Source organism: Pseudoalteromonas sp. MMG013 (genome assembly GCF_018100885.1).
GTDB lineage: Bacteria > Pseudomonadota > Gammaproteobacteria > Enterobacterales > Alteromonadaceae > Pseudoalteromonas > Pseudoalteromonas aurantia.
In genome coordinates this window covers 308,882-333,025 of the sequence record NZ_JAGJEE010000004.1, presented here as the reverse complement: position 1 = coordinate 333,025, position 24,144 = coordinate 308,882, and the positions used below count along the sequence as shown (strand labels likewise).

25 protein-coding genes are annotated in these 24,144 nt (G+C 41.8%); 17 read left to right on the top strand and 8 right to left on the bottom strand.

What is annotated here, in order from left to right; genetic code table 11:
* The 5 genes from J8L98_RS06650 to J8L98_RS06630 all read right to left on the bottom strand — a co-directional run bounded on the left by J8L98_RS06650 (window position 1) and on the right by J8L98_RS06630 (window position 7,296).
* On the bottom strand, window positions 1-849 hold the full coding sequence (locus J8L98_RS06650) for a CZB domain-containing protein (RefSeq protein WP_210995794.1): 849 nt from the start codon (window positions 847-849) through the stop codon (window positions 1-3).
* Window positions 850-892: 43 nt separating this feature from the next.
* The gene (locus J8L98_RS06645) at window positions 893-1,999 is read right to left on the bottom strand and encodes an ABC transporter substrate-binding protein (protein ID WP_210995793.1); all 1,107 of its coding nucleotides are present in this window, start codon (window positions 1,997-1,999) and stop codon (window positions 893-895) included.
* Window positions 1,974-4,058: a GNAT family N-acetyltransferase gene (locus J8L98_RS06640; protein WP_210995792.1), complete on the bottom strand. Its 2,085-nt coding sequence runs from the start codon at window positions 4,056-4,058 to the stop codon at window positions 1,974-1,976. The genes J8L98_RS06645 and J8L98_RS06640 overlap by 26 nt, the downstream gene beginning before the upstream one ends.
* Window positions 4,036-6,201: a DNA helicase II gene (gene uvrD, locus J8L98_RS06635; protein ID WP_210995808.1), complete on the bottom strand. Its 2,166-nt coding sequence runs from the start codon at window positions 6,199-6,201 to the stop codon at window positions 4,036-4,038. Before uvrD ends, J8L98_RS06640 begins: the two co-directional genes overlap by 23 nt.
* A gap of 147 nt (window positions 6,202-6,348) precedes the next feature.
* Window positions 6,349-7,296, bottom strand: a complete 948-nt coding sequence (locus J8L98_RS06630) for a chemotaxis protein CheV (protein WP_210995791.1) — start codon at window positions 7,294-7,296, stop codon at window positions 6,349-6,351.
* Window positions 7,297-7,477: 181 nt separating this feature from the next.
* On the opposite strand from J8L98_RS06630, the gene J8L98_RS06625 reads away from it, so the two are divergent.
* Complete coding sequence (locus tag J8L98_RS06625) at window positions 7,478-8,539, top strand: potassium channel family protein (RefSeq protein ID WP_210995807.1); 1,062 nt, start codon at window positions 7,478-7,480, stop codon at window positions 8,537-8,539.
* A gap of 195 nt (window positions 8,540-8,734) precedes the next feature.
* Here J8L98_RS06625 and J8L98_RS06620 read toward each other — a convergent pair whose 3' ends face one another.
* The gene (locus J8L98_RS06620; protein WP_210995790.1) at window positions 8,735-9,187 is read right to left on the bottom strand and encodes an EVE domain-containing protein; all 453 of its coding nucleotides are present in this window, start codon (window positions 9,185-9,187) and stop codon (window positions 8,735-8,737) included.
* Window positions 9,188-9,355: 168 nt separating this feature from the next.
* On the opposite strand from J8L98_RS06620, the gene tesB reads away from it, so the two are divergent.
* Window positions 9,356-10,216, top strand: a complete 861-nt coding sequence (tesB, locus tag J8L98_RS06615) for an acyl-CoA thioesterase II (protein WP_192508950.1) — start codon at window positions 9,356-9,358, stop codon at window positions 10,214-10,216.
* A gap of 55 nt (window positions 10,217-10,271) precedes the next feature.
* On the opposite strand, the gene plsB is transcribed toward tesB, so the two are convergent.
* Window positions 10,272-12,698: a glycerol-3-phosphate 1-O-acyltransferase PlsB gene (gene plsB, locus J8L98_RS06610; RefSeq protein WP_210995789.1), complete on the bottom strand. Its 2,427-nt coding sequence runs from the start codon at window positions 12,696-12,698 to the stop codon at window positions 10,272-10,274.
* A gap of 401 nt (window positions 12,699-13,099) precedes the next feature.
* Here plsB and rpsJ point away from each other — a divergent pair, with 401 nt between their 5' ends.
* The 11 genes from rpsJ to rpsQ are packed head-to-tail and all read left to right on the top strand — an operon-like array spanning window position 13,100 to window position 18,064.
* Window positions 13,100-13,411, top strand: coding sequence for a 30S ribosomal protein S10 (gene rpsJ / locus J8L98_RS06605; protein WP_010367096.1), 312 nt, complete (start codon window positions 13,100-13,102; stop codon window positions 13,409-13,411).
* Between the two features lie 27 nt (window positions 13,412-13,438).
* Window positions 13,439-14,074, top strand: coding sequence for a 50S ribosomal protein L3 (gene rplC / locus J8L98_RS06600; RefSeq protein ID WP_010367093.1), 636 nt, complete (start codon window positions 13,439-13,441; stop codon window positions 14,072-14,074).
* A 17-nt stretch (window positions 14,075-14,091) separates the two neighbouring features.
* Window positions 14,092-14,694: a 50S ribosomal protein L4 gene (gene rplD / locus J8L98_RS06595; protein WP_010367090.1), complete on the top strand. Its 603-nt coding sequence runs from the start codon at window positions 14,092-14,094 to the stop codon at window positions 14,692-14,694.
* Window positions 14,691-14,993, top strand: coding sequence for a 50S ribosomal protein L23 (rplW, locus tag J8L98_RS06590; RefSeq protein WP_010367088.1), 303 nt, complete (start codon window positions 14,691-14,693; stop codon window positions 14,991-14,993). The genes rplD and rplW overlap by 4 nt, the downstream gene beginning before the upstream one ends.
* Before the next feature lie 17 nt (window positions 14,994-15,010).
* Window positions 15,011-15,835 carry a 50S ribosomal protein L2 gene (gene rplB / locus J8L98_RS06585; protein ID WP_010367086.1) on the top strand — a complete coding sequence of 275 codons (825 nt, stop codon included), beginning with the start codon at window positions 15,011-15,013 and terminating at the stop codon, window positions 15,833-15,835.
* Between the two features lie 16 nt (window positions 15,836-15,851).
* Window positions 15,852-16,130, top strand: a complete 279-nt coding sequence (rpsS, locus tag J8L98_RS06580) for a 30S ribosomal protein S19 (RefSeq protein WP_010367084.1) — start codon at window positions 15,852-15,854, stop codon at window positions 16,128-16,130.
* 12 nt (window positions 16,131-16,142) lie between these two features.
* Window positions 16,143-16,475 (top strand): 50S ribosomal protein L22, encoded by a 333-nt coding sequence (gene rplV / locus J8L98_RS06575; protein WP_192508981.1) that lies wholly within the window; start codon window positions 16,143-16,145, stop codon window positions 16,473-16,475.
* 12 nt (window positions 16,476-16,487) lie between these two features.
* Window positions 16,488-17,189, top strand: a complete 702-nt coding sequence (gene rpsC / locus J8L98_RS06570) for a 30S ribosomal protein S3 (RefSeq protein ID WP_192508948.1) — start codon at window positions 16,488-16,490, stop codon at window positions 17,187-17,189.
* Window positions 17,190-17,202: 13 nt separating this feature from the next.
* Complete coding sequence (rplP, locus tag J8L98_RS06565) at window positions 17,203-17,616, top strand: 50S ribosomal protein L16 (RefSeq protein WP_010367077.1); 414 nt, start codon at window positions 17,203-17,205, stop codon at window positions 17,614-17,616.
* Window positions 17,616-17,807, top strand: coding sequence for a 50S ribosomal protein L29 (rpmC, locus tag J8L98_RS06560; protein WP_192508947.1), 192 nt, complete (start codon window positions 17,616-17,618; stop codon window positions 17,805-17,807). Before rplP ends, rpmC begins: the two co-directional genes overlap by 1 nt.
* Window positions 17,807-18,064: a 30S ribosomal protein S17 gene (rpsQ, locus tag J8L98_RS06555; protein ID WP_010367075.1), complete on the top strand. Its 258-nt coding sequence runs from the start codon at window positions 17,807-17,809 to the stop codon at window positions 18,062-18,064. The genes rpmC and rpsQ overlap by 1 nt, the downstream gene beginning before the upstream one ends.
* Window positions 18,065-18,546: 482 nt before the next feature.
* Here the strand turns inward: rpsQ and metJ are convergent, their stop codons facing one another.
* Entirely contained in the window at window positions 18,547-18,867 is a 321-nt protein-coding gene (gene metJ / locus J8L98_RS06550; RefSeq protein ID WP_192508946.1) for a met regulon transcriptional regulator MetJ, read from the bottom strand.
* A gap of 297 nt (window positions 18,868-19,164) precedes the next feature.
* On the opposite strand from metJ, the gene metB reads away from it, so the two are divergent.
* The 4 genes from metB to J8L98_RS06530 all read left to right on the top strand — a co-directional run bounded on the left by metB (window position 19,165) and on the right by J8L98_RS06530 (window position 24,110).
* Window positions 19,165-20,388 carry a cystathionine gamma-synthase gene (gene metB / locus J8L98_RS06545; RefSeq protein ID WP_119861494.1) on the top strand — a complete coding sequence of 408 codons (1,224 nt, stop codon included), beginning with the start codon at window positions 19,165-19,167 and terminating at the stop codon, window positions 20,386-20,388.
* A gap of 4 nt (window positions 20,389-20,392) precedes the next feature.
* The gene (gene metL, locus J8L98_RS06540) at window positions 20,393-22,741 is read left to right on the top strand and encodes a bifunctional aspartate kinase/homoserine dehydrogenase II (protein WP_210995788.1); all 2,349 of its coding nucleotides are present in this window, start codon (window positions 20,393-20,395) and stop codon (window positions 22,739-22,741) included.
* 270 nt (window positions 22,742-23,011) lie between these two features.
* A complete protein-coding gene (locus tag J8L98_RS06535; protein WP_210995787.1) occupies window positions 23,012-23,851 on the top strand; it encodes a hypothetical protein in 840 nt (279 codons plus the stop codon).
* 16 nt (window positions 23,852-23,867) lie between these two features.
* Window positions 23,868-24,110, top strand: coding sequence for a hypothetical protein (locus J8L98_RS06530; RefSeq protein WP_010367068.1), 243 nt, complete (start codon window positions 23,868-23,870; stop codon window positions 24,108-24,110).
* Window positions 24,111-24,144: the final 34 nt, after the last annotated feature.

Here is a 24,144-nt window from a genome sequence, read left to right as displayed (position 1 = left end):
TTAGAATAGCCCATATGTCTCCGTTTCTTCGGGTTCATAATCTTTGAGGTGTTCAGGTCTGAATATTGCACTCGGGTCAATGACAACACTGTGTGTTTCTCCTCGTTTAATCAGTCCCCGCATCATTTTTTTCGTCTGTGCATCAATTTCAAAACCAATATTCGTTAGTTCACTCAATGATTTAATTTCATTTTCATTGCAATGAATATTATCCTCTACTTGGTCGACTAATAGACCTATGTGAGGTTTCTGCCCATCTTCGGTGGTAAACACAATGATCGGCTTATGATCTAGGGTTATTTGTTCTCTGGCCGACTCGAATAAGCGTATAAGCTTCGTGTAAGTTGTTGACTTTTCCTTGGATAGTAGTCGTTTTGCTTCTTCTTGTTGGCTGTTATTTACTAGCGAAAATAGTTGCTCTGGAAGTGAGTATAGTTGTGAATGAGGCTGTTCAAAACGCGATAAGATAGCTTTTAGATCATCGTTATCTGTTTGGAAGTGATAAAACCATTTACCAAACTCACTGTGTTTGGCATCGCGTGCGCCTTCAAAAGCTGTCCCATTAATAATACTGTGTTCAAGTGCTTGAAACCAAGATTTATGTTCTTGTTCATACTGTATAAGTAAATCAATTAGTGCACGATTAATATCTTGTGAAGACTGATTATTAAGGATCAGGCCTAAGTCAAAAATAGGAGTGGGAGTCCCCATGTAATCTTTTACCCCTAAAAAGCTAGGGTTTCCATTCGGTAAAGAGGTTAGGTTCCCTTCATAACGTTCTGTGAGCAAAATATCCAATATTTTAAGAGATATGGTTTTTTGTCCAACTCGAAAGTTTATTAAATCCATGTTCGCCTCTAAAAAATTATAATTATGTTCTAAGAATAGAACATTATGATGAATATGAGCGGAAAACCGGTAATTTCTTTTCAGCAGATGTTACGTTAAATAGTTCTTGTAAATCAGCATCATGTTCAAGCATTAAGGAGAGCTTATCTAATATGCACTGGTCGCTAAACGTAAGAGGGCATTGCGTTGCAGCTTTACTAAATAATAGTGCATTTAAATAGCCTTCAAAAAGCACATGATCAATCTTAGCGTTAGGGTATGCTGCTGCATGGGTACGGAATGTGTTACATAGTCGTGCTGAACAATTATATGGGTTGGGCACAACTTCAGTGATCATAAGCAGTTGAGATGACTTTATTCTGCTAAGTAGCTCTTTACTAGAAGCAAACGACACACTGGTGTAATCTGCTTTAACACCGCGTAATTGTGCCCTATTTATAAATTTTGCCAATGGCTTGTACGTTCCTATCAGCGCTACTGCGGTTGCTCTAGATGCTTTAATTTTACTGAGTGCTTTATCTACATTACTAGAGTTACGGCGAAAGCGAGTGATCACGGAAGGGGTTAAGCCTTTATCTGCGAGTACTTTTGTGAGGCTTTTCTCTAACGTAATACCAAATTCATCAGCTTGAATAAACAAAGCAATATTTTTGTGCTTTCTTTCATTCACTAAGTAGTTTATTTGCTCTTCGGCTTCATCAAAATAGCTAGGTCGTAAGTTGAATATTTTGAGCGTACGGTTGTTGCGTAAAAAGTCAGCGCCAGAGAAAGGCATCAATAGAGAAATTTTGCTGTGCTCTAGTAGTGGACGGATCGCTGAAATCGTCGGTGTGCCCATGAAGCTGAACAAAGCATCAACCTTTTTCTCATATATAAAATAGCGAGTATTATTAACAGTGCGACTGGGCTCATAGCCATCATCTAATACAAGTAAGTCGACTTTGGCACCATTGATCCCCCCGTTTTTATTTAGCTGTTCAAAATAAATATTTGCGCCTACCTTGAGCTGACTACCAATAGCTTGAGCTGGACCGCTGAGTGCCGTAGACATGCCTAATTTTATATCTTTAGGCGGGGCTGCAAAACCATGAGGCTGTAATAACAAGTAGCAGAGTATTATTACACTAATTTTTAACAGAGATCCGTGCATAAAGTTCTTTCACCAAAGCTTGCAATGCAATATTAAATTGCTTTTTTGAGCGCAGCGATAGAGTATGCTGAACCCATTCCTTAGTATTATTTTGTAATAATAGACTAATCGCTAACTGTTGGGAAATGCGCGGTATGTCTGATAGTAGAGAGGGGCGTAATATGATCACTTGCCAAATAAGGGCAGTATATTGTTCGAGGTTTGAATTCTTATTCGCTATAAAATGTAATTGCGCTTTAAGTTCAGTTGGTAGGGGTTTGTTTGGCCATTGTGTAATTATACTGAGCACTAACGGTGAGGGTAACTCACAGTAGTGATTCATAAGCTGGTAAGACAGCATATTCTGAAAGTGGGCCTGTAATTGAATTTGTTCATGGCGTAACTGTGTTTGGCTCTTAATGACCATCGCAGAATACAGACCACTGGCTTTATCTTTTTTATAGCCTAGCTTGACGAGTGTATAGCCCCTATTTTGCCAAAACCTTAACAAAGGTTGATCACAACCAAAACTGCTACCAAAGTAATCAACTGTATGTTCGAGAGTTTGTTCGACAAACTGTAAAAGCTGACTCCCTAATTTTTTATTCTGTAAATGAGGGGCAATAGCGATACGTACGATCCGAGCACATTTAGCGCTTAAAAAAGGTGTCTGCCCCTGCACGTGAAATAGCTGTTGAGCCAATAAATGCCCTTGTGGGCGGCGGTGACCACTGCTGATTTGCTGTTGAATCGTATCATCTAGACCACCTTCTAAATTAACTAAGCATACACCAACAATGTGTTCTTCATGTGCAATAGCAAACAGACGTTGGCTAGGGCTATCTAGCAACTGTCTAAAGTCGTTTACACTGGTTTGATAATGTGCGATGACTAAAAGGGCGAAAGTCTGTGCTAATAATTGCTCATTATGACTGAGCTGATGGGGGCTTAATTCAATAAACTGCAGTGCGTTGTGAAAAAAGTGCGGGGGTTCTATATATTGACTATCTAAAGCAAGTAATCGATTAATTGAGTGTTCTAAAGGGTCACCTGAGTTGTAACGAATGGGTTGTGTGAGTGAAAGTTGTTGGTATTTTGGGAGCTTACTAGCAAGGTATTGTGCAAATTTGAGGGTATAGCCCCTTCCATTGCCTTCATAGCCAGCTAAGGTGCTTGCGAAAATACAGCTTTCAGCCTGTTGCTCTATCTTCATTAAAGTAGGGACAGGTAAGGTAGCAGCTTCATCAATTAGTATGATGGTGTCATGTAAAGGCATGTTTTGGAGCAGTTGATCTGGCGGCATATAATGCAAGTTTGCAAGTTGTTTTTCATGACCAAAGTATTCGATCTTCTGCGCAATGGCTAAATGTTTAAAGCAGCTTTTTACCGCACGATATTGCACAGCACAAATGACAAACTGATGTTCTGGCATGTTGGCGACCAATAAGCCCAATGCAGAAGACTTCCCTCGTCCTCTGTCAGCACTGATCAAATAAGGCGTTGTATTTTTTTGTTGTAAGTGTTGATGCAGAGCAGACACTACCTGACTTTGTTGTAATGTATTTTGTGCAGAAGGAGCTTGCGCTGCTGGTATGTTTAAGGTTGCGCCATTGGTTTGTGATAATACGCTAATGGGTAGTGCGGGGATGAGTTGTTGCCAACGCTGTAAAAATAGACTGTTACTTGTGTCAGTACCGTACGATGACCATGTTTTTTGTGCTGGATCAGACCACGCATTGAGCTGCGTTAATTCAGGTAGAAGTAATACCAATACTCCACCAGCTTTAACTGTACCACTGACAGCAGCTAATTTGTTTGGAATGATGCCAGCATATCCATCATATAGGGCAACTGTAAACTCTTGACCTAAGATTTCGTGTAAATGCTCAGGCCAGCGTGCTGAGTGTAAATCCGAGTGCTTAGAAAGCAATAATTGGCTACCAGCAAAATGCGTGAACATGGCTTGGTATTGGGCAACGGCCCAATTGTGATCCCCACATAACAGTAACAACTGGCGATGCTTATTATACGCCAGTTGAGTAAGTAGTGGGGTTATATCACATGGCTTGAAGACGTGCATAAGCCGTCACTAACCATTTGCTGCCCACATCATCAAAATTGACCTGAATGCGTGATTGAGCGCCACTTCCTTCGTAATTTAATACTGTTCCAGCACCAAACTTGGCGTGTAAAACACGTTGACCTAGCGTATAACCACTGTCTTCAAAAACGGCATGTGTTACTGACGGGCTAAAGCGACCACTCGCCGCAGGACGCGAAACTTGAGTTTTTATACGAATTTCTTCGACACAATCATCGGGTAATTCACGTAAAAAACGAGACGGACTATGATGCTTTTCCTGTCCATACAATCTACGGCTTTCAGCGTGACTAATGTATAGTTTCTCCATTGCCCGTGTCATACCAACATAACAAAGCCGACGTTCTTCCTCTAATCTGCCTGATTCTTCATGACTTTGTTGGGACGGGAACATGCCTTCTTCTACCCCAACCATAAAAACCAGAGGGAATTCTAAACCTTTGGCTGAGTGTAATGTCATCATTTGCACTGCATCTTCATGTTCATCAGCTTGTCCTTCTCCTGACTCTAGTGATGTATAAGCTAAGAAGCCTTGCAAAGGTGAACTAAAGTCTTCATCGATAGGTAAATCATATTGACCACATGCACTGATTAATTCTTCCAAGTTTTCAACACGAGCCCGACCTTTCTCGCCTTTTTCAGCTTGATACATCGCCAGTAAACCTGATTGTTCAATAGTTAATTGTGCCTGCTCAGCCAACTCTAATTCAGTAATATTATCGTCCAACTTCTCAACCACTTCTACAAAGCGACTAATTGCTGTTGCTGCTCTACCAGAAAGGTGCTTTTCTTCTATGATTGCTTTCGCCGCGTACCATAAAGGCATTGACTCATTTCGAGCACAATCGCGGATGTGACTGAGTGTTTTATCGCCAATGCCTCGCGCTGGGGTATTAATAACCCGCTCAAATGCGGCATCATCCTGTCGATTGCTGATCAAGCGTAAATATGCAAGAGCATCTTTAATTTCTTGTCGTTCGAAAAAGCGCATGCCACCATAAATTCGGTATTTTAACCCTTCTTGTAATAATGCTTCTTCAAGTACCCGTGATTGGGCATTATTTCGATATAAAATGGCGCTGTGATCGAGTTTGTTACCTGCATTTAGCCAGCTGCGGATTTTGCTTGCGACAAAGCGAGATTCATCGAGCTCATTAAAAGCGGCATAGACAGAAATAGGCTCACCTTCTGAGCCCTCAGTCCATAAACTTTTACCCATACGTTCAGCGTTATTCTCAATAAGTGCATTAGATGCTTTTAAAATAGTGGCCGTTGAGCGATAGTTCTGCTCTAGGCGAATGGTTTCGGCATTAAAGTCACCCACAAAGCGGGTGATATTCTCAATCTTAGCCCCTCGCCAGCCATAAATACTTTGATCGTCATCTCCCACTATCATCATCGTGTTTTCAGTCCCAGCAAGTAACTTAAGCCATTGGTACTGAATGCTATTGGTATCTTGGAATTCGTCAACTAGCATATAGCGAAAACGTTGCTGATAGTGGCGTAAGAGGGTGGGATGCTGTTGTAGCAATTCAAAACATCGTAATAGAATTTCGGCAAAATCGACTAAGCCAGCACGATCACATGCTTCTTGATACGCAGTATATACTTTAAGTAAAAGCTGCTCATTGATATCGTAAGCCTGAATATCTTTAGGTCGAGTACCCTCATCTTTACGAGCACTGATATACCATGCGATTTGCTTTGCAGGCCACTTTTTTTCGTCTATATTCATTGCTTTGAGCAGTCGACGGATCATACGAACTTGATCATCGGTGTCTAGTATTTGGAATGCTTCGGGCAAATTAGCATCACGGTAATGCGCTCGTAAGATGCGGTGTGATAATCCGTGAAAGGTTCCAATCCACATCCCGCCAACAGAAGACTTGATAGTTTCCTCTACACGGGAGCGCATTTCTTTGGCCGCTTTATTAGTAAATGTTACGGCAAATATACTGTAGGGTGATGCATGTTCGACTTGCATTAACCAAGCGATACGATGTACTAGTACTCGGGTCTTACCAGACCCCGCACCCGCCAACACCAGCATATTCTGTAGTGGTGCGGCAACAGCTTCTCGCTGTTTATCGTTTAAACCATCGATTAATTCAGAAACGTCCATCATCACGCCTGTTATAGAAAATGAAGGCAAAGTATACCTTTGTGTACTTCGCTTTCCCAGTTTTGTGGTGATGTTCCTTACGTCTTAATATTTAACAATTTGAAATTCAAAAGAAAATAAAAGCATAAACACTGTATAAGTAGCCAGTTACTTGGTGGGCAGAATCGCTTTTAAGCGATTTTGTACTTCTTGTACAAGTAAGTCAGGCTGGAATTTTGAAAGAAAAGCATTACACCCTACTTTTTCAACCATAGCTTGATTAAAGCTGCCGCTAAGAGATGTGTTAAGCACTACGTACAGATCTTTGAGGCGTGGGTCATTCCGAATCTCGTACGTTAATCTATACCCATCCATAACAGGCATTTCAGCATCAGTGATCACCGCGAGGAGCTCTTCATTTACATTAACACCGTCATCGGCCCATTTCGTCAATAAGTCAAGTGCTTGTTGACCGTCAGTCGCAGGGATGATTTCGATGCCAAGTTGGGCAAGCGTGTCTGCGACTTGCCTACGGGCTGTAGGGGAGTCGTCAGCATGAAGTATTTTACGGCCTTTAAAATCTTCAATAATCGTCTGATCTAACACATTATCGGAAATGCCAATGTCGTATTCTATGATTTCGGCCAATACTTTTTCAACGTCAATGATTTCTACAATATGCTCGACATCTTCTCGGACTACTTTTGTTAAAGCGGTTAAATAATGGTTTTTACCTACAGAACTGGGGGTTGGCATAATATCAGACCATGTTGTATTAACGATTTGATCTACTTTACCAACTAAAAACGCTTGTATAGAGCGGTTATATTCGGTGATAACAAGATTACAGTCTGCGCCTCGTTCACACTCAGGCATGCAAATCGCTAAGCGTAAATCTATGACGGGGATTGATTCGCCACGTATTGTTGTCACTCCACATACTTTAGGGTGCGCATTGGGAATAATGTTGAGGTGTGGTAATTTTACGACCTCTTTCACCTTAAATACATTCAGTGCAAACAAATGTCGACTGTGTAAGTGGAATAACAACAGCTCAAGCCGGTTTTCGCCAACTAATTGTGTTCTTTGATCCACTGAAGCCAATACACCAGCCATTCTTCAACCTATTATCTCGTGTTATTTCATATTTTAGTATACCCAAGTTATTGCAAATTACGAGTTTGTCTGTAAGTTTCCAAAGCTGAATTTATTGTTATTTTATTGTGTATAGTCATGGTAAGGTTTTCAAGAAACTTGAAATAAAGTAGGGTAGATATATATTTTCACGACACGCCTAATTATGATTATTTTTAAACGCTTAGTAGTATTATTACGCGCTCATGTTGACCGAGCTAGTTGGCGGTTATTGTGTTTAATTACCGCGCTGCATATGGGGTTAGTATGGGGGTTGTTACTGTTTGCAAATGAGCACACATTACTGCCAGCAAATGTATTTTTTTATTATTATATTGTAACAACCTCAACCGTTGGATATGGCGATTTTAGTGCCACAACTGATTTTGGCCGTTGGGTTGTGGCGTTGGTGCAAATTCCGTTTGGTTTAGGTTTATTTGGTGTTCTGCTTGGAAAAGCAGGGCAAATGGCAACATTTTGGATAAAACGAGCAATGACAGGCGATAAAGATTACTACCATTTGCGCAATCACATTATTATATTTGGTTGGCACCCAGTCAGAACAAAGAAAATCATTGACTATATTCTTGCAGATACAAAACGAGATAAGCGGCGTATCGTTTTGGCTGTTACTGATAATATAGAGCATCCTTTATTGGGCTATCCAGAAGTTAATTTTGCGCGTTTGACTAGTTTCACAGAGAATGAGCAGTTGGCCAGAATTGCTATCAGAGATGCAGATAAAGTGATTATAGATGGACAAGATGATGACCAGACGTTCACTACCTCTTTGAAATTAAGCCCTATCATCAAACCTGAAGCTCATATTAGCGCGCATTTTCAGGATGAAAGTAAAGTTGCTTTATTACGTTCTCACTGTCAGAACGTGGAGTGTTCGTCGGCTAAATCGGCTGAAATATTAGTGCGTGCCATGCAGGACCCCGGCTCTAGTCGTGTTCAAGAAGAGCTGCTTTCGAGTCTACACGGTGATACACAATTTAGCTTACAGTTACCAGAAGATGTTAATAGCTATCAATTTGGCGCACTATTTCCCTATTTTAAGACACATCACAATGCAATTTTATTAGGCGTAGCACATGACCGAAACGGGCAAAATTTGGATTTAAATCCACCATTGGAATATAGGATTAATGCGGGTGATATTTTGCATTATATAGCCCCCAGTAGAGTACTTGTGAGTGAGGTACAGTGGAATGACATATGACAGTGACGAGTAGGAAATATTTGATTGTCTAGTACCGTTCGGTTTGATAGTAGCCCGTCAGCGAACTCTAAAGTATGAAGAAAGTGGTAGGTTCATCGGTTCATTGCTTTTTTCTTGGCTGGTCTTATTACTGTATTTTTCGATTGCACCCAATTTGGGGGCGAGAGCGGAACGCAACACAACACGTACCGGAATCTAGCGCAACGCTATTAATAATTGCCACTCACTGTCAGTGACGGGCATGATTGAAAGTCGATTAGCCTTTTTGAGCGCGAGTTCAGTAATGGCGTTGTTGGCTTTTATTTCGGCCAATGTAATGGGGGTTAAGTGTTGCTGATATTGAATGGTTACGCCTACCCACCGAGGCGCTTCGTGGGTGGCTTTCGCATCGTAATAATCGCTATGCATATCGAATTGATGCGGGTCGGCTTCCGCAGCTTTGACGACGACGGCTATGCCCACAATGGCAGGTATTTTACAGCTAGAGTGATAAATGAACACTTGATCTCCGATTTGCACTCTATCTCGTAAAAAATTGCGCGCTTGATAATTTCTGATGCCCTCCCAAAATGTACGTTGTTGTGATGCACTTTTTAAGTCATCGATGGAGAATGTCTCCGGTTCAGTTTTAAATAACCAATATGCCATGGCGAGGATCTCTTTCGTGTGTGAAGCCTTATTGTCGTAGATAAATGTGTCGTCATGCAATCATTAATCAATATGGTGTTCGTTAAATGCGCTTTGATAAGTAATTAGGGTAGGTATCGTTGTTATTTATAGTATTATTAGATCACGATAACTAAGCGGGCACGTACCATGAGTCAGATACTTGATAATTTATTGTCATTACTAAAATTAGAAGAAATTGAATTGGGTATTTATCGAGGTCAAAGTCAAGATTTAGGCTTTCCACAAGTTTTTGGTGGGCAAGTTATGGGACAGGCTTTGTCAGCGGCAAAATATACCTTGCCGGAAGCGCGATATGTAAACTCACTGCATTCTTATTTTTTGCGACCTGGAGACCCAGCGAAACCTATTGTCTATGACGTTGAGACTATTCGGGATGGTAAAAGCTTTAGTACTCGTCGTGTAAGTGCGATTCAATATGGTAAACCGATATTTTATATGACAGCCTCATTTCAGGGGGATGAACCTGGGCTTTCTCATCAAAGTAATATGCCAAAGGTGCCAGCACCTGAAACATTAAAATCGTCATTAGAGTTTTATCAAGAAAATGCGCATTTGATACCGGAGCCGTTAAGACATAAATTTACTCGCGAAATGCCTCTAGAAATGAGGCCCGTAGATTTTCAAAACCCTTTTAAGCCACAAAAAACAACCCCAGAGCGTCATGTATGGTTTAAAGCCAATGGACCTATGCCAGATGATAGGCGGATCCACAATTACCTTTTAGCATACGCGTCTGATTTTGAATTTTTACCAACGGCACTTCAGCCTCATGGGTTATCATTTATGCACCCGAGTATGCAGGTTGCTACAGTTGATCATGCGATGTGGTTCCATCGACCATTTAGGTTAGATGACTGGATTTTATATAGTGTGGACAGCCCAAGTGCCAGCAACGGCCGAGGTTTAGTTAGAGGCCAGTTTTTTAACCGCAATGGAGAGCTGATTGCTTCTACGATGCAAGAAGGTGTTATGCGACAGCGGGGTTAATATCAAAAGAGGATTACTATGCGGTAACGAAGTAACCCCCTTTTGGTTATAAGGGCTAAAGGGTGTCGTTAATTGATTGCCAAATACTTGCTGGCAACAATGCGCGTAAATGAGATTTTAGCTCAGCGAGTTGCTGAGTAGCCTCAATACATTGCTGTTCAGAGACAGTAATATAGCCCTGAGTTTTAAGGCTTGAAATAAACGATACCAGCACTTTTTTATCAAAGAACTCAGGACTTTTAATGCCGTGGAGCGTCCCTAAGCGTTTTGCAAGTACATCATTTTCAGATTCTAAAGTCGTACGTGTGATCCCTTGATTGGAATCGATTAAACTGACTGTGATTGCATAACGCTCGAGTGTTAAATGTATGACTTTCCCCAGCATCTCTAACTGTGCTACGGCATTACTTTGAGAGGCGACTTTGACAGAGTTACCGTCAAATTCAATGAGTCCACTGTTAGCAAAGGCGTTCAATATTTCAGCAATATACCCTGCACGCAATGGCGTTAAAAACCACTCTTTCGCAAAAAATGGATATAGCAATGCTAATTGCTGCTCACATTCTTGTATAGTGACTGTGCGGCAGTTAACTAATTGCTGAGCAATAATACTGGGCACGGCAAATACATGAATAATGTTATTGCGATAGTAATTAAAAAGAGTCCGTTCCTGCTCTTTAATTGTTACAATGTCCCCAAGCTCATCTTGTAATACGTCAAACTTGTTGAGTTGCAGGGCATGTTGAAGCAGCTGCTCAGCATTGCCTTCAGGTAAAGTAACTTGTGTGTTGTACTTAGCATCTCGATGTAAGTTTAGATAAAACTCTAGCTGAGAAAGTAACTTACGTTTACTTAATGCAAATTGACTGTTGCTGAGTAAAATGGTGGCCAATAAATTAACTGCATTTAAAGCAGCGGCGCTATTGATATTAGTCATAATGTTGTCGGCCAAGCCGGCGACACGAGCATTTAACCATGTCGGCTTTTGCACATTGGTTGGGTGTATTGCGTTATGCCACCCTTGCTGATGCTCATTTAAATACTGATTTACATTAATTGGTTCACCAAAATTTAAATAACCACGACCATAGTTTTTCAGGTTTTTCATGGCTTTGAAGACAGCAAATACCGATTCGTTCTTTTTGTTACTCCCTGCTAATTCTTTAAGGTAGGTATTAATTTCCATGACATGCTCATAGCCAATATAAACAGGAACTATTGAAATCGGCCTGTCTATTCCTCGTAACATGGATTGAATTGTCATTGCTAACATACCTGTTTTGGGCGGAAGTAAGCGACCAGTGCGACTGCGACCTCCTTCAGTATAAAACTTAACAGAATAACCTTTAATGAAGAGCTGGCTTAAATATTCTTTGAATACAGCAGAGTAAAGTTTGTTACCAGCAAATGAACGGCGTATAAAAAATGCCCCACAACGTCTAAATATGCCGCCTGCCGGAAAGAAATTTAAGTTAACGCCTGCTGCAATATGTGGAGGAACGAGTCCTTGATGATAGATCACGTATGTGAGTAACAGGTAATCCATGTGGCTGCGGTGGCAAGGTACATAAATAATCTCATGGCCTTTATCGACTAAGTTATGGACGCGTTCTGCATATTTTATTTCAATTCCATTATAAAGTTTATTCCATAACCAGGTGAGAAGTCGTTCGCCAACTTTGACCATTGCATCTGAATAATTTGCTGCAATTTCTTCTAATAGGTTTTGAGCGTTTAAACGCGCTTCATCATGGGTTAACCCTTTACTTTTCGCTTCTTCTTCAATGGCCTTTTTGATACTGGGTGACGCGAGTAAAGAATTAAATAGCTGTTCCCGAGAGGGGAGTTTTGGACCTGTTGCTGCTAATTTTTGACGGCGAAAGTGTACTCGTGCTACACGAACAAGTTTATGTGGTAATTCATCGACATCGGCTTTGTCGTTGATAAGTTGGTTGAGCTCGATAGGTTGACTGAAGCGAACTAAGTTATCTCGGCCTGAAAATAGTAAAACAAAGCATTTTCGCAACCAGCTAGGCGTTAAAGAATGTGAAAATAACGTGCCTATACCCGGTTTCTCTTTTCCTGGGTTACGGCCCCACAGTATTGTGATTGGAATGATTTGGGCCTGACAATCAGGTGTAAGTTGTAAAGCTTCAAAAATATCTTTACCAATATCCAACGCATTACTGGGTTTTGCTTTTTTAGAAAACAGTGGCGTTGGATTTTGTAGCCCAATAAAGCGAGGAATGGACTTTTCACCAATAGACTGTGTTTGTGTTGGCCGAGGCAGTGCTAGCTTTTTACAGACATGATCGAGTGCCGCAATGTCAGAACGAGCATTGAGTCGAGCAACATAAAATGTTGGAAGTTCAGGGTTTAATTCAAATTGCGCTACGGGGTTTTCGGGAAGTAGTTTAGTCCTCACCAATAATGCGTTAGCCCACTGTGAAAGTTGATTTAAACCTTGCGAGATAAGTCTCATAAAACACCACATTTAAAAATTTGTGATAGCATAGCAAGCTTTCACTGGACTGACCATTTCAGCTTGAATTGGAGATAATGCACTATATTAGATTAGTGTAAAAGTGCACATATAAAAGGTAGTAGTTAGTTTAAGCTTACTTTGAATGATTAAACAGAACATGAAATAAAACTTAGTATTGCTTGTTGCATTTATCGCCAATATCATTATAATGTGCGGACTTTCTACTGTTATAGACAGTTAGAAAGCAAATAGAGCTTGGATTTCAAGCTAAAACAGGAACTCCGATTTGGAGTTCAATGGTAGAAATAAAGATCCCAACCGGCAAATAATTTATTATTTTGTTCTGGTGGTATTTTTATGCTCTTTTTAAATGCTCTTTTAATTGAGGTTGTTAAAGAATGTCAAATCAACGCATTCGTATTCGCCTAAAAGCTTTTGACCATCGTTTGATTGACCAATCAACGGCGGAAATCGTGGAAACAGCGAAACGCACTGGCGCTCAGGTACGTGGTCCAATCCCACTTCCAACTCGCTTTGAACGTTTTACAATATTGACTTCTCCGCACGTGAACAAAGATGCGCGAGATCAATATGAGATCCGCACCCATAAACGTCTGATCGACATCGTAGAACCAACTGACAAGACTGTAGACGCTCTAATGCGCCTAGACCTTGCTGCTGGTGTTGATGTTCAAATCAGCCTGGGTTAATCGGAAGATTAGAGAGGTTTTAGGAAAATGGCATTAGGTCTAGTCGGTCGTAAAGTGGGTATGACACGCATCTTCACTGAAGATGGTGTATCTATCCCTGTGACAGTTATTGAAGCAACGCCTAACCGTGTTACTCAGATCAAATCTGACGCAACAGACGGTTACAATGCGCTTCAAGTTACTGCAGGCGAGAAAAAAGCAAGCCGTGTAAACAAAGCAGATGCGGGTCATTTCGCAAAAGCTGGTGTTGAAGCGGGTCGTGGCCTGTGGGAATTCCGCCTAAATGGTGGTGAAGGCGATTTTGAAGTAGGTAATGAACTTACTGTTGAATTATTTACTGATATCAACAAAGTAGACGTTACCGGTTCTTCGAAAGGTAAAGGTTTCCAAGGTGGTGTTAAGCGCTGGAACTTCAGCATGCAAGACGCTACACACGGTAACTCTTTGTCTCACCGTGCTCCTGGTTCAATCGGTCAAAACCAATCACCTGGTAAGGTGTTTAAAGGTAAGAAAATGGCCGGTCATATGGGTGCTGAGCGTGTAACGACTCAGAATCTTGAACTAGTACGTGTTGACGCTGAACGTAATCTGCTTCTAGTTAAAGGTGCTGTACCTGGCGCTATTGGCGGCGACGTTATCGTTAAACCTGCTGTTAAAGCATAAGTCCTGGAGATTTAGTGATGGAATTAGCAATTAAAGGCGCTGGCGCGCTTGAAGTTTCCGAAGCTACTTTTGGACGTGAGTTTAACGAAGCATTGGTACACCAAGTAGTTGTTGCATATGCAGCAGGTGCTCGCCAAGGTACTCGTGCTCAGAAGACACGTTCTGAAGTTAGAGGCGGTGGTAAAAAACCATTCGCTCAAAAAGGTACTGGCCGTGCACGTGCTGGTACAATCCGCAGCCCAATCTGGCGCAGCGGTGGTGTAAGTTTTGCAGCTAAGCCGCAAGACCACAGCCAAAAAGTTAACCGTAAGATGTATCGCGGTGCAATCAAAAGCATTTTGTCTGAGCTTGTTCGTCAAGAGCGTTTAATCGTTGTTGAAAGTTTTGGTCTTGAAGCACCAAAAACAAAAGAATTAGTTTCTAAGCTTAAAGAACTTGAGCTTAAAGACGTGCTTATCGTGACTGAAGAAGTAGATGAGAATCTATTCCTATCTTCACGTAACCTTTATAAGGTTGACACTCGTGATGTAGCTGGCATCGACCCAGTAAGCCTAATCGCATTCGATAAGGTACTTATTACTGCAGGTGCTATTAAGCAACTTGAGGAGGCGCTAGCATGATCCGTGAAGAACGTCTTTTAAAAGTAATTCTTGCTCCACACATCTCTGAGAAAAGCACGATCGCTGCTGAAGAAAACAACACGATTGTTTTCAAAGTAGTAAACGATGCAACTAAAGCTGAAGTTAAAGCGGCAGTTGAGAAGCTTTTTGAAGTAGAAGTAACTGGTGTTCGCACTCTAAACGTTAAGGGTAAAACAAAACGTACAGGTCAACGTTTCGGTCGTCGTAGCGACTGGAAAAAAGCCTACGTTACTCTTAAAGAAGGTAGCGAGCTAGACTTTGTCGGCGGCGCCGAGTAATAAGGGGAGTTAGAATTATGGCACTTCAAAAGTGTAAACCAACTTCTGCGGGTCGTCGTCACGTCGTTAAAGTGGTTAACTCTGAGCTACACAAGGGTAAGCCATACGCACCGCTTTTAGAGAAAAACTCTAAATCAGGTGGTCGTAACAACAACGGTCGTATAACGGTTCGTCATATCGGTGGTGGTCATAAGCAACACTATCGTTTAATCGACTTCAAACGCACTAAAGATGGCATTCCAGCCACTGTTGAGCGTTTAGAGTATGATCCTAACCGTAGCGCAAACATCGCTCTTGTATTATATGCAGACGGTGAGCGTCGTTACATCATTGCACCTAAAGGCCTTAAAGCCGGTGATCAGATCCAGTCAGGTGTTGATGCACCTATCAAAGCTGGTAACACATTACCGATGCGTAACATGCCTGTAGGTTCGACTGTACACAACGTAGAGTTAAAACCTGGTAAGGGTGCGCAAATTGCACGCTCTGCTGGTGCATACGTTCAAATCCTAGCACGTGAAGGTCAATACGTGACTCTACGTCTTCGTTCAGGCGAAGTACGTAAAGTTGAGTCTGACTGTCGCGCTACCTTAGGTGAAGTAGGCAATGCTGAGCATATGCTTCGTTCACTAGGTAAAGCAGGTGCTAACCGCTGGCGTGGTATTCGTCCGACAGTTCGTGGTGTTGCCATGAACCCGGTTGATCACCCACACGGTGGTGGTGAAGGTCGTACTTCTGGTGGTCGTCACCCTGTGTCTCCATGGGGTAAGCCTACTAAAGGTGCTAAAACGCGCAAGAACAAGCGTACGGATAAACTAATAGTACGTCGTCGTACTAAGTAATAGTTGAGGAATTGCCATGCCACGTTCTCTCAAGAAGGGTCCATTTATAGACCTACACTTGCTGAAGAAGGTAGAGAAGGCGTTGGAAAGCGGTGACAAGAAGCCTATAAAGACTTGGAGCCGTCGTTCAATGATCATCCCTAACATGATCGGATTGACCATCGCTGTCCATAATGGTCGTCAGCACGTACCTGTATTCGTTACAGACGAAATGATCGGTCACAAACTAGGTGAGTTTGCACCTACTCGTACTTACCGCGGCCATGCTGCGGATAAGAAAGCGAAGAAGCGTTAATAGGGGAATATGATGGAAGCATTAGCTAAACACAAATTCGCCTCTGGTTCGGCGCAAAAAGCACGTCTAGTTGCAGATCAGATCCGCGGACTTCCGGTAGATCGCGCACTAGAAATCCTGGCATACAGCCCTAAAAAAGCGGCTGTATTGGTTAAGAAAGTACTTGAGTCTGCTATTGCTAACGCAGAGCATAACGAAGGTGCTGACATTGATGAGCTACGTGTAGCTACGGTTTTTGTGGACGATGGTCCTACAATGAAGCGTATTATGCCACGTGCTAAAGGACGCGCAGACCGCATCCTTAAGCGTACAAGCCACATCACTGTTGTGGTTTCAGATAGCTAGGAGATATAAGTAATGGGACAAAAAGTTCATCCTACTGGTATTCGCCTAGGTATCTCTAAACCTTGGGTTTCTACCTGGTACGCGAGTACAAAAGATTTCTCTGCACAGCTTTTTGGCGATCACAAAGTACGTACATTCCTTACTAAGGAATTGAAAGCGGCTTCTGTGTCTAAAATCGTTATTGAGCGTCCAGCTAAATCTATCCGTGTAACAATTCATACAGCTCGTCCTGGTGTTGTTATCGGTAAGAAAGGCGAAGATGTTGAAAAACTTCGTCAAGCTGTAACTAAGATCGCTGGTGTTCCTGCTCAGATTAATATTTCTGAAGTACGTAAGCCAGAACTTGACGCACAATTAGTTGCTGACGGTATTGCATCTCAGTTAGAGCGTCGTGTTATGTTCCGTCGTGCTATGAAGCGCTCGGTACAAAACGCAATGCGCATTGGTGCTAAAGGTATCAAAGTTGAAGTAAGTGGTCGTCTAGGCGGCGCTGAAATCGCACGTTCTGAGTGGTATCGTGAAGGTCGTGTACCTCTACATACTCTACGTGCTGATATCGACTACGCAACTTCTGAAGCTTTAACCACTTACGGCATCATCGGTGTTAAAGTTTGGATCTTCAAAGGCGAAGTAATTGGTGGTTTACCACTAGTTCAAGAGCAAGAGAAGCCAGCTAAACGTGCACCGAAGAAAGCCAAAAAAAGTGCTAAGTAAGGGGTAGCGATTAATGTTACAGCCAAAACGTACAAAATTCCGTAAAATGCATAAAGGCCGCAACCGTGGTCTTGCTACAAGCGGAAACAAAGTAAGCTTCGGTTCTTTCGGTTTGAAAGCAACAGGCCGTGGTCGTATGACTGCGCGTCAAATTGAAGCAGCTCGTCGTGCTATGACACGTCACGTAAAGCGTCAAGGTAAAATCTGGATCCGTGTATTCCCAGATAAGCCAATCACAAACAAACCGCTTGAAGTTCGTATGGGTAAAGGTAAAGGCTCTGTTGAGTACTGGGTTGCAGAAATCCAGCCAGGCAAAGTACTTTATGAGATGGAAGGTGTGCCGGAAGAGCTTGCTCGCGAAGCATTTAACCTTGCAGCTCGTAAATTACCTTTCAAAACAACATTTGTAACTCGGACGGTAATGTGATGAAAGCTAGCGAACTTAAAGACAAAAGCGTTGAAGAGCTTAATGCTGAACTTCTTGAGCTTCTACGTGAGCAGTTCAACCTGCGCATGCAAGTAAGCACTGGTCAGCTAGCTCAAACTCACGAGTTAAGAAAAGTACGTCGCAGTATTGCGCGTGTTAAAACGGTTATCAACCAGAAGGCAGGTGCATAATGACTGATAAAATCCGTACTCTTCAAGGTCGTGTGATCAGCGATAAGATGGAAAAGTCTATTGTTGTAGGTATCGAACGTCAGGTTAAGCACCCGATCTACGGTAAATACATCAAGCGTACAACTAAGTTGCACGTACATGACGAGAGCAATACAGCTAAAGCAGGCGACACAGTTACTATTCGTGAATGTGCTCCTATCTCTAAGAATAAATCTTGGACTTTAGTAGACGTTATTGCACGTCCTAAGCAAGCTTAATTTTAGTTTTAAACTAATTTAAGATTTGTCTTTGAAAGCCCCGGCCTTTGGTTGGGGCTTTTGTTTATCCAGAATATCGATTCCATCTATCTTGATATTGACCCCTAACGATACCTACGAATACGTATTTTCTTAATCATCTTCATTTGGATACTCTCATTTTTCTCTTCGTACAAAGTGCCTTCTCCTCATTTTTTGACGCAATGAATGCGAGATCTCATTCGCGAGAGTGAGTGATATTTTAATGAAGTAGATACTAAAGCCGCTTTATATGGGTATAGCCGTAGCCCTTATATGTCGATCTCGGTATTTATCACTTGGGAGTGTATTGCCCACATAACGTTTTAGATTGTGGAAGTTGTCAGATATGAATGATGATTAAAGTTGCAAAAATGCGGTTTTGAAAGTTCGAAGTTATCGAAAGAAATCATTTTTTCGAAATTAAACAAGAATAGGAAGCCCCCGAAGGAGCTTCTAATTGACTATTCTTCATCAATGATAGGCACTTCTAACCCCATAGACTCCATAATTTGACGCACTTCTTCAGGTACTTTTTCTGGATTATCTTTTCGTAAATCTTCATCGTTTGGCAAAGGTTGCCCAGTAAATGCATGTAAAAATGCTTCACACAGTAGCTCGCTATTGGTTGCATGACGTAAATTATTAACTTGTCGGCGAGTCCGCTCGTCAGTTAACACTTTCAATACATTCAACGGGATTGATACAGTGATCTTTTTTACTTGTTCAGACTTTTTACCGTGTTCTGCATACGGGTGAACATATTCACCATTCCATTTAGCCATAATGTTGTTGTTGCCTTTATTTTGTAGTGCCTATCCGACGGAACTATGTACTTACTGGTTGTCATTATATGACATTGTTTGTGATGGTCTAGGCAAAAGCCCCTTTACTTGCCATAGTAAGTGTTTCGTTCGATCGTATTCGCGATCATTTTTTTTGAAGTGGCGAAATTTTATCGGTTTAAATAAGATAGTCAAATACTAAGTAAATAGCCATTTAGCAGTATAAATGTTTTGACTTCTAGTATTTATTAATCTAACCTTTTAGACGTCTAAACATCCAACTATCTAGGTGATGATATGAGTGAACGTAATAAATCAACCATCGCAGTACGCCATGGCATAGAAGCAGACAAGCACCATGGTGCGGTCGTACCGCCGTTATACCTATCAACTACGTACTCATTTGCAGATTTTGATACCAAACGAGATTATGATTATGGTCGCAGTGGTAACCCTAATCGAGATATTTTAGCTGAAACATTAGCTCAGCTAGAAGGCGGAGAAAGAGGCATTATTACCGCAACGGGTATGTCTGCTGTTCACTTAGTGACGCAACTATTAAATAGCGATGACACGTTGGTGATCCCCCATGACTGTTATGGCGGCAGTTATCGTTTATTCACATCATTGCAAAAGCGTGGCTTATTAAACCTTGTAGTACTTGATTTAACACAGCCTGAAAGCTATCAGAAAATTTTAGATATAAAGCCAAAAGTGGTATGGATTGAGACACCGAGCAACCCTATTCTTCGCCTGACAGACATAGAAGCTGTGGTGAAAACCGCTAAGCAAGCAGGTGCACTAGTTGCTGCAGATAACACTTTTTTGTCACCGGCATTACAAAACCCTATTAAGTTTGGTGTAGACATTGTGGTTCACTCAACCACTAAATATATTAATGGTCATTCAGACGTGGTCGGTGGTGCCGTGATCGCACGTACTGCGGAACTGGGTGAGGAGCTAGCATGGTGGGCAAATAACATTGGCATTACGGGCGCGCCCTTTGATAGCTATTTAACGCTTCGCGGCTTACGAACGCTGAATGTACGTTTAAAGCAGCATCAAGAAAATGCCTTGGCGATTGCCAAATACTTAGAGCAATCGGACTATGTTAGTCAAGTGTATTACCCAGGCTTAGAATCTCATCCACAACATGAATTAGCCAAAAAGCAGCAAGCAGGTTTCGGCGGCATGGTGAGCTTTGACATAAAAGGCGGGTTAAGTGACTCTGCTGCATTCTTGACCTCTTTAAAAGAGTTTTCACTGGCGGAATCACTGGGTGGCGTAGAGAGCTTAATCTGTCATCCTGCGACCATGACACATGCGGGTATGGATGCGACAGCTCGTCTTGAAGCGGGCGTAGGAGATACGCTGATTCGAATTTCAGTGGGTATTGAAGAATTAGATGATTTGGTGGCTGATCTAGAGCAAGCGTTTAAACGCACTACACCAGGTCAAAGCAAAGGATCTGATGAGGCAAAAACTTTTAAATTAACACCGGCTCATACGGTTTTGTGGTAGAAAAATGACAAGAGTAGTACATAAATTCGGTGGCTCAAGCTTAAGCTCTGCGTCACGCTATCAAGCCGTTGCTCAAATAATACTTGGGCATTGTAAAAGCGGTGATTGTGTGGTGGTTTCTGCGGCGGGTAAAACCACAAACACGTTAGTGAAGCTTTGGCAAAGTTATCAGCAGCAAGATCAACAAGCGTTTTCAGACGTATTGATTCAGTTGGAAAAGCACCAGAGTGAGCTGGTTGATGAGTTGTTCTCTGGCGATGTACACCGAGCACTCAAAGCGCAGCTAGACGCTGAGTTAGTTGCCATTACTCAATTGGCTCAACAATCAGAATTACAAGAATCTCCCTTACTAGCCCATGGTGAGCTATGGTCGGCTCGGTTATTAGCGCATTATCTAAATGAGCTTAAGGTAGCTGCACGCAGCATTGATGCCCGCCAATTGTTTACGTTGCATGATGCACAATTGCTACACCAACAGAATAAAGCAGCATGTTACGCCCAGTTGCAAGATGCGGTGGTCTATGTGGTTACCGGGTTTATTGCACAAGATTGTGATAAAAATACCGTCACATTAGGTCGTAATGGCAGTGACTATAGTGCTACGCTACTCGCCAGTTATATTGATGCCAGTGCCGTCTCAATCTGGACCGATACGCAGGGGGTGTATAGCACCGATCCACGTAAAGTGAGCAATGCGCTGAAATACCCAAAGGTGTGTCGTGCTCAAGCAAATTTATTGGCAAGACTAGGTAATCCAGTGCTGCATGCTAAGACACTCTCTCCTTTAAAGGGAAGTAACATCAAGCTACAAGTGCGCAGCAGTTATGAGCCTGAAGCGTCACCTACAGAAATAGTAAAAGAAGGGTATAGCAAAGCAAAACGCTTTATTAGCACCTTTGAGAACCTTGATTTAGTGCGCGTAGAAAACTTAGCGAAGGGTGAAGTACGTACGTTAAGTCAGCTTATTCAGCACAGTATTCATCATTTTATTGTTAATGGTGAAGCGTATTTACTGTTGCCTGCAACATTCACGCATATTGTTGCACAGCAGCTCGCTGGGCGCATTAATATTGTAGAAAGTAATTTGCAAGGGTGTGCACTGGTTGCGTCTTCCTCAGAGCTCTCAGGGCTCAAGCAGCAAGCCGAGCAATTATTCCATGATCGTGAAGTAGTCGTTCGCTTTGCTCATCAAGACAGTGATTACGCTTTGTTCTTGACCGATCAGGCATTAGACAGTGATCTTTTGGCTGTATTGCACGATAAGCTTATCAATAAAGGTCGGGAGATTGCGGTAATTATTGCCGGCATTGGTAATGTCGGAGATGTATTTTTACAACAATGCGAGCAGCAAATTACCCGTTTGCAATCACAGTTTGATTTAAAGGTTGTTGGTTTGCTGCGCTCAAAAGAGATGGTATTTTCACCGAGCGGTATTGAGTTATCAGCATGGCAGACACAATGGAAAAATGAAGCGCAAAGTTACAACAGTAAGTCGCTTGTTGAGCACATTTCAGAATTAGATTATGAACATAAAGTGGTGATTGATATCACCGCAAGTGAAGCATTTAGTTTGCTGTATCCAGACTTTGTGGCCAGTGATTGTCACTTGATCAGCGCTAATAAATACGCAGGTACTGCCGACAGAAGTTGGTATCAGTTATTACGAGAGCAGCAACGTGAGCGTAATTTACATTGGCGTTATAACACCAGTGTTGGTGCGGGTTTGCCTATCAATTTTGCCCTGGCTGACTTACAAAATAGCGGTGATGTGATCACGTCAATTGAAGGGGTGTTTTCAGGCACGCTCTCTTGGTTATGTAGCAGTTTTACTGCTAATCAAAAGTTCTCTGACTTGGTGCTTGCTGCACAAGAAATGGGGTATACCGAACCAGATCCCAGAGAAGACTTATCAGGTAGAGATATGCAACGAAAGTTGCTCATATTGGCGCGTGATTTAGGCTTAGAACTCGATGTTGATGACATTGCATTAGAACCTCTAATGCCGGTGCATTTAGCTGAAGGTAGTTGGGATGACTTTTTAGCGAAACGTGATGAATTAGACACATTTTATGCTGCGAAATACCAACAAGCAGATGATGAGGGTAAATCGCTCCGTTACACAGGACAATTAATTATTAGCGACAGTAGTACAGTGACTGCAAAAGTTGGAATTGCTTTTGCTGAGGCAGGCTCGGCGATTGCGAATTTAACCCCTGGTGATAATATATTTGTAATAAAAAGTCTGTGGTACGAGCAGAATCCGTTAGTTATTCAAGGCCCTGGTGCCGGCAAAGAGGTGACTGCAGCAGGCATTCATTCAGATTTGTATTGGCTCACTCAGCAACTCAAATAATATTTGGTGGTCTCAATAAATTCAAAGGTGATGCACTAAAGTTCATCGCCTTTAGCATTGCAGGATACTGCGCGCACGCGTTGTTCATAATTTGCATGTTAAGAACAGGATAGCGTGTATCCTTAAATAACACATCGATTTAAAAATAAAACTTAAATACTATTTCTTTCGTATTATTACCTACTAAATAATTGCTTAATATCAGCTCTTGGTCTACCTTGTAAATTGTCAGTTAATGGATAACTGCAATTACCTATAAGGACATAGAAAATGAAACATAGCAAACTTCTTATTATTACATTTTGTTTTTTACTTTTTTTATTTACTCACGATAGCAAAGCTGCAATTAATGTGACTTGCAATCCGTGCTCTTCGGCAGTGCAAATGCATACCAAAGCGGTGAGTAAAGTGAAAGAGATGACTGAGTATGACAGTGTTAGCTCTGAGTATAATGTGCATGTTATTAGTATTAAAAATGGCTTAGTTAAGTCGTTTAGAGTGACGTCTAGACCAGAGTTAGATCGTCGTGGTGAATTAGTCACTGTGGTGACCGGTCGATATACCGCAACTTCTTCAGATTTGCAGAACAGAGTGAATCAAGCGCATACGTATTTCAACAGTATAGAGGCGTCAACTACGGTGCCAGTCCCATCCTCTTCAGGGTTAGGGAGTGCATGGAGTTTGTCGCAAAATTTCAGTAATCACGATAAGTTAGATAGCTGGTATCAATCTGCTTATCCACTCACGTATTGGTCAGCAAATCTTACCTCAATTGTTGGGGGCTCGTTTATTGGTCCGTTAAACGGTCTTGAACTGAGGTTTAAGTTTGAAGATGGATCGATCTTGTTAATGACAGCTTCAACATTGGGAAGTGCTGTTTTAAAATTGAATTATAAAGCTAACAGCGCGCGCGATGCCAATGGCAATAGAATCCCCGATGCTGGTGCATCGATTCAAGGCCGGTATACATTTAGCAGTAGTGCGGCTTTAGAGCGCTTTTTAGATAAGGCTGCTGAATACGGTATTGCAGTTACGGTGGTGTACAGCGAAGGTTGGATGGGGGGTAGTGGCGGAGGAAGTGTGACCATAGTGCCCATCTCCCCAGAATAATATACAAAGGTGAAACATGGAATTTTTAGAATTATTCAGGACAGGAGAACTACCGCCGATACTATTAGGCGGCATAGTATCCATAATAATAGCGTTGCCGTTTAATTTATTGATTGCGAAGTTAAAGGGTTTCAGGAAAAAGCCTGCGATAATTTCATCCTGTATTCCTATATTGAACATGTATGTATGTGTTGGTTATTTACTTGCGGCAATATTTTATCAAAGGCGAGATAAAAAAAGCCTATCTGAAGACGAGTAATGACAATAAGAAGCGCCATAAATAGGGCGCTTTT

What these genes read in the sequence shown, in the direction of transcription:
- J8L98_RS06650 (WP_210995794.1), bottom strand. Translation starts at nt 849, where the DNA reads ATGGATTTAATAAACTTTCGAGTTGGACAAAAAACCATATCTCTTAAA.
- J8L98_RS06645 (WP_210995793.1), bottom strand. Translation starts at nt 1,999, where the DNA reads ATGCACGGATCTCTGTTAAAAATTAGTGTAATAATACTCTGCTACTTG.
- J8L98_RS06640 (WP_210995792.1), bottom strand. Translation starts at nt 4,058, where the DNA reads ATGCACGTCTTCAAGCCATGTGATATAACCCCACTACTTACTCAACTG.
- uvrD (WP_210995808.1), bottom strand. Translation starts at nt 6,201, where the DNA reads ATGGACGTTTCTGAATTAATCGATGGTTTAAACGATAAACAGCGAGAA.
- J8L98_RS06630 (WP_210995791.1), bottom strand. Translation starts at nt 7,296, where the DNA reads ATGGCTGGTGTATTGGCTTCAGTGGATCAAAGAACACAATTAGTTGGC.
- J8L98_RS06620 (WP_210995790.1), bottom strand. Translation starts at nt 9,187, where the DNA reads ATGGCATATTGGTTATTTAAAACTGAACCGGAGACATTCTCCATCGAT.
- tesB (WP_192508950.1), top strand. Translation starts at nt 9,356, where the DNA reads ATGAGTCAGATACTTGATAATTTATTGTCATTACTAAAATTAGAAGAA.
- plsB (WP_210995789.1), bottom strand. Translation starts at nt 12,698, where the DNA reads ATGAGACTTATCTCGCAAGGTTTAAATCAACTTTCACAGTGGGCTAAC.
- rpsJ (WP_010367096.1), top strand. Translation starts at nt 13,100, where the DNA reads ATGTCAAATCAACGCATTCGTATTCGCCTAAAAGCTTTTGACCATCGT.
- rplC (WP_010367093.1), top strand. Translation starts at nt 13,439, where the DNA reads ATGGCATTAGGTCTAGTCGGTCGTAAAGTGGGTATGACACGCATCTTC.
- rplD (WP_010367090.1), top strand. Translation starts at nt 14,092, where the DNA reads ATGGAATTAGCAATTAAAGGCGCTGGCGCGCTTGAAGTTTCCGAAGCT.
- rplW (WP_010367088.1), top strand. Translation starts at nt 14,691, where the DNA reads ATGATCCGTGAAGAACGTCTTTTAAAAGTAATTCTTGCTCCACACATC.
- rplB (WP_010367086.1), top strand. Translation starts at nt 15,011, where the DNA reads ATGGCACTTCAAAAGTGTAAACCAACTTCTGCGGGTCGTCGTCACGTC.
- rpsS (WP_010367084.1), top strand. Translation starts at nt 15,852, where the DNA reads ATGCCACGTTCTCTCAAGAAGGGTCCATTTATAGACCTACACTTGCTG.
- rplV (WP_192508981.1), top strand. Translation starts at nt 16,143, where the DNA reads ATGGAAGCATTAGCTAAACACAAATTCGCCTCTGGTTCGGCGCAAAAA.
- rpsC (WP_192508948.1), top strand. Translation starts at nt 16,488, where the DNA reads ATGGGACAAAAAGTTCATCCTACTGGTATTCGCCTAGGTATCTCTAAA.
- rplP (WP_010367077.1), top strand. Translation starts at nt 17,203, where the DNA reads ATGTTACAGCCAAAACGTACAAAATTCCGTAAAATGCATAAAGGCCGC.
- rpmC (WP_192508947.1), top strand. Translation starts at nt 17,616, where the DNA reads ATGAAAGCTAGCGAACTTAAAGACAAAAGCGTTGAAGAGCTTAATGCT.
- rpsQ (WP_010367075.1), top strand. Translation starts at nt 17,807, where the DNA reads ATGACTGATAAAATCCGTACTCTTCAAGGTCGTGTGATCAGCGATAAG.
- metJ (WP_192508946.1), bottom strand. Translation starts at nt 18,867, where the DNA reads ATGGCTAAATGGAATGGTGAATATGTTCACCCGTATGCAGAACACGGT.
- metB (WP_119861494.1), top strand. Translation starts at nt 19,165, where the DNA reads ATGAGTGAACGTAATAAATCAACCATCGCAGTACGCCATGGCATAGAA.
- metL (WP_210995788.1), top strand. Translation starts at nt 20,393, where the DNA reads ATGACAAGAGTAGTACATAAATTCGGTGGCTCAAGCTTAAGCTCTGCG.
- J8L98_RS06535 (WP_210995787.1), top strand. Translation starts at nt 23,012, where the DNA reads ATGAAACATAGCAAACTTCTTATTATTACATTTTGTTTTTTACTTTTT.
- J8L98_RS06530 (WP_010367068.1), top strand. Translation starts at nt 23,868, where the DNA reads ATGGAATTTTTAGAATTATTCAGGACAGGAGAACTACCGCCGATACTA.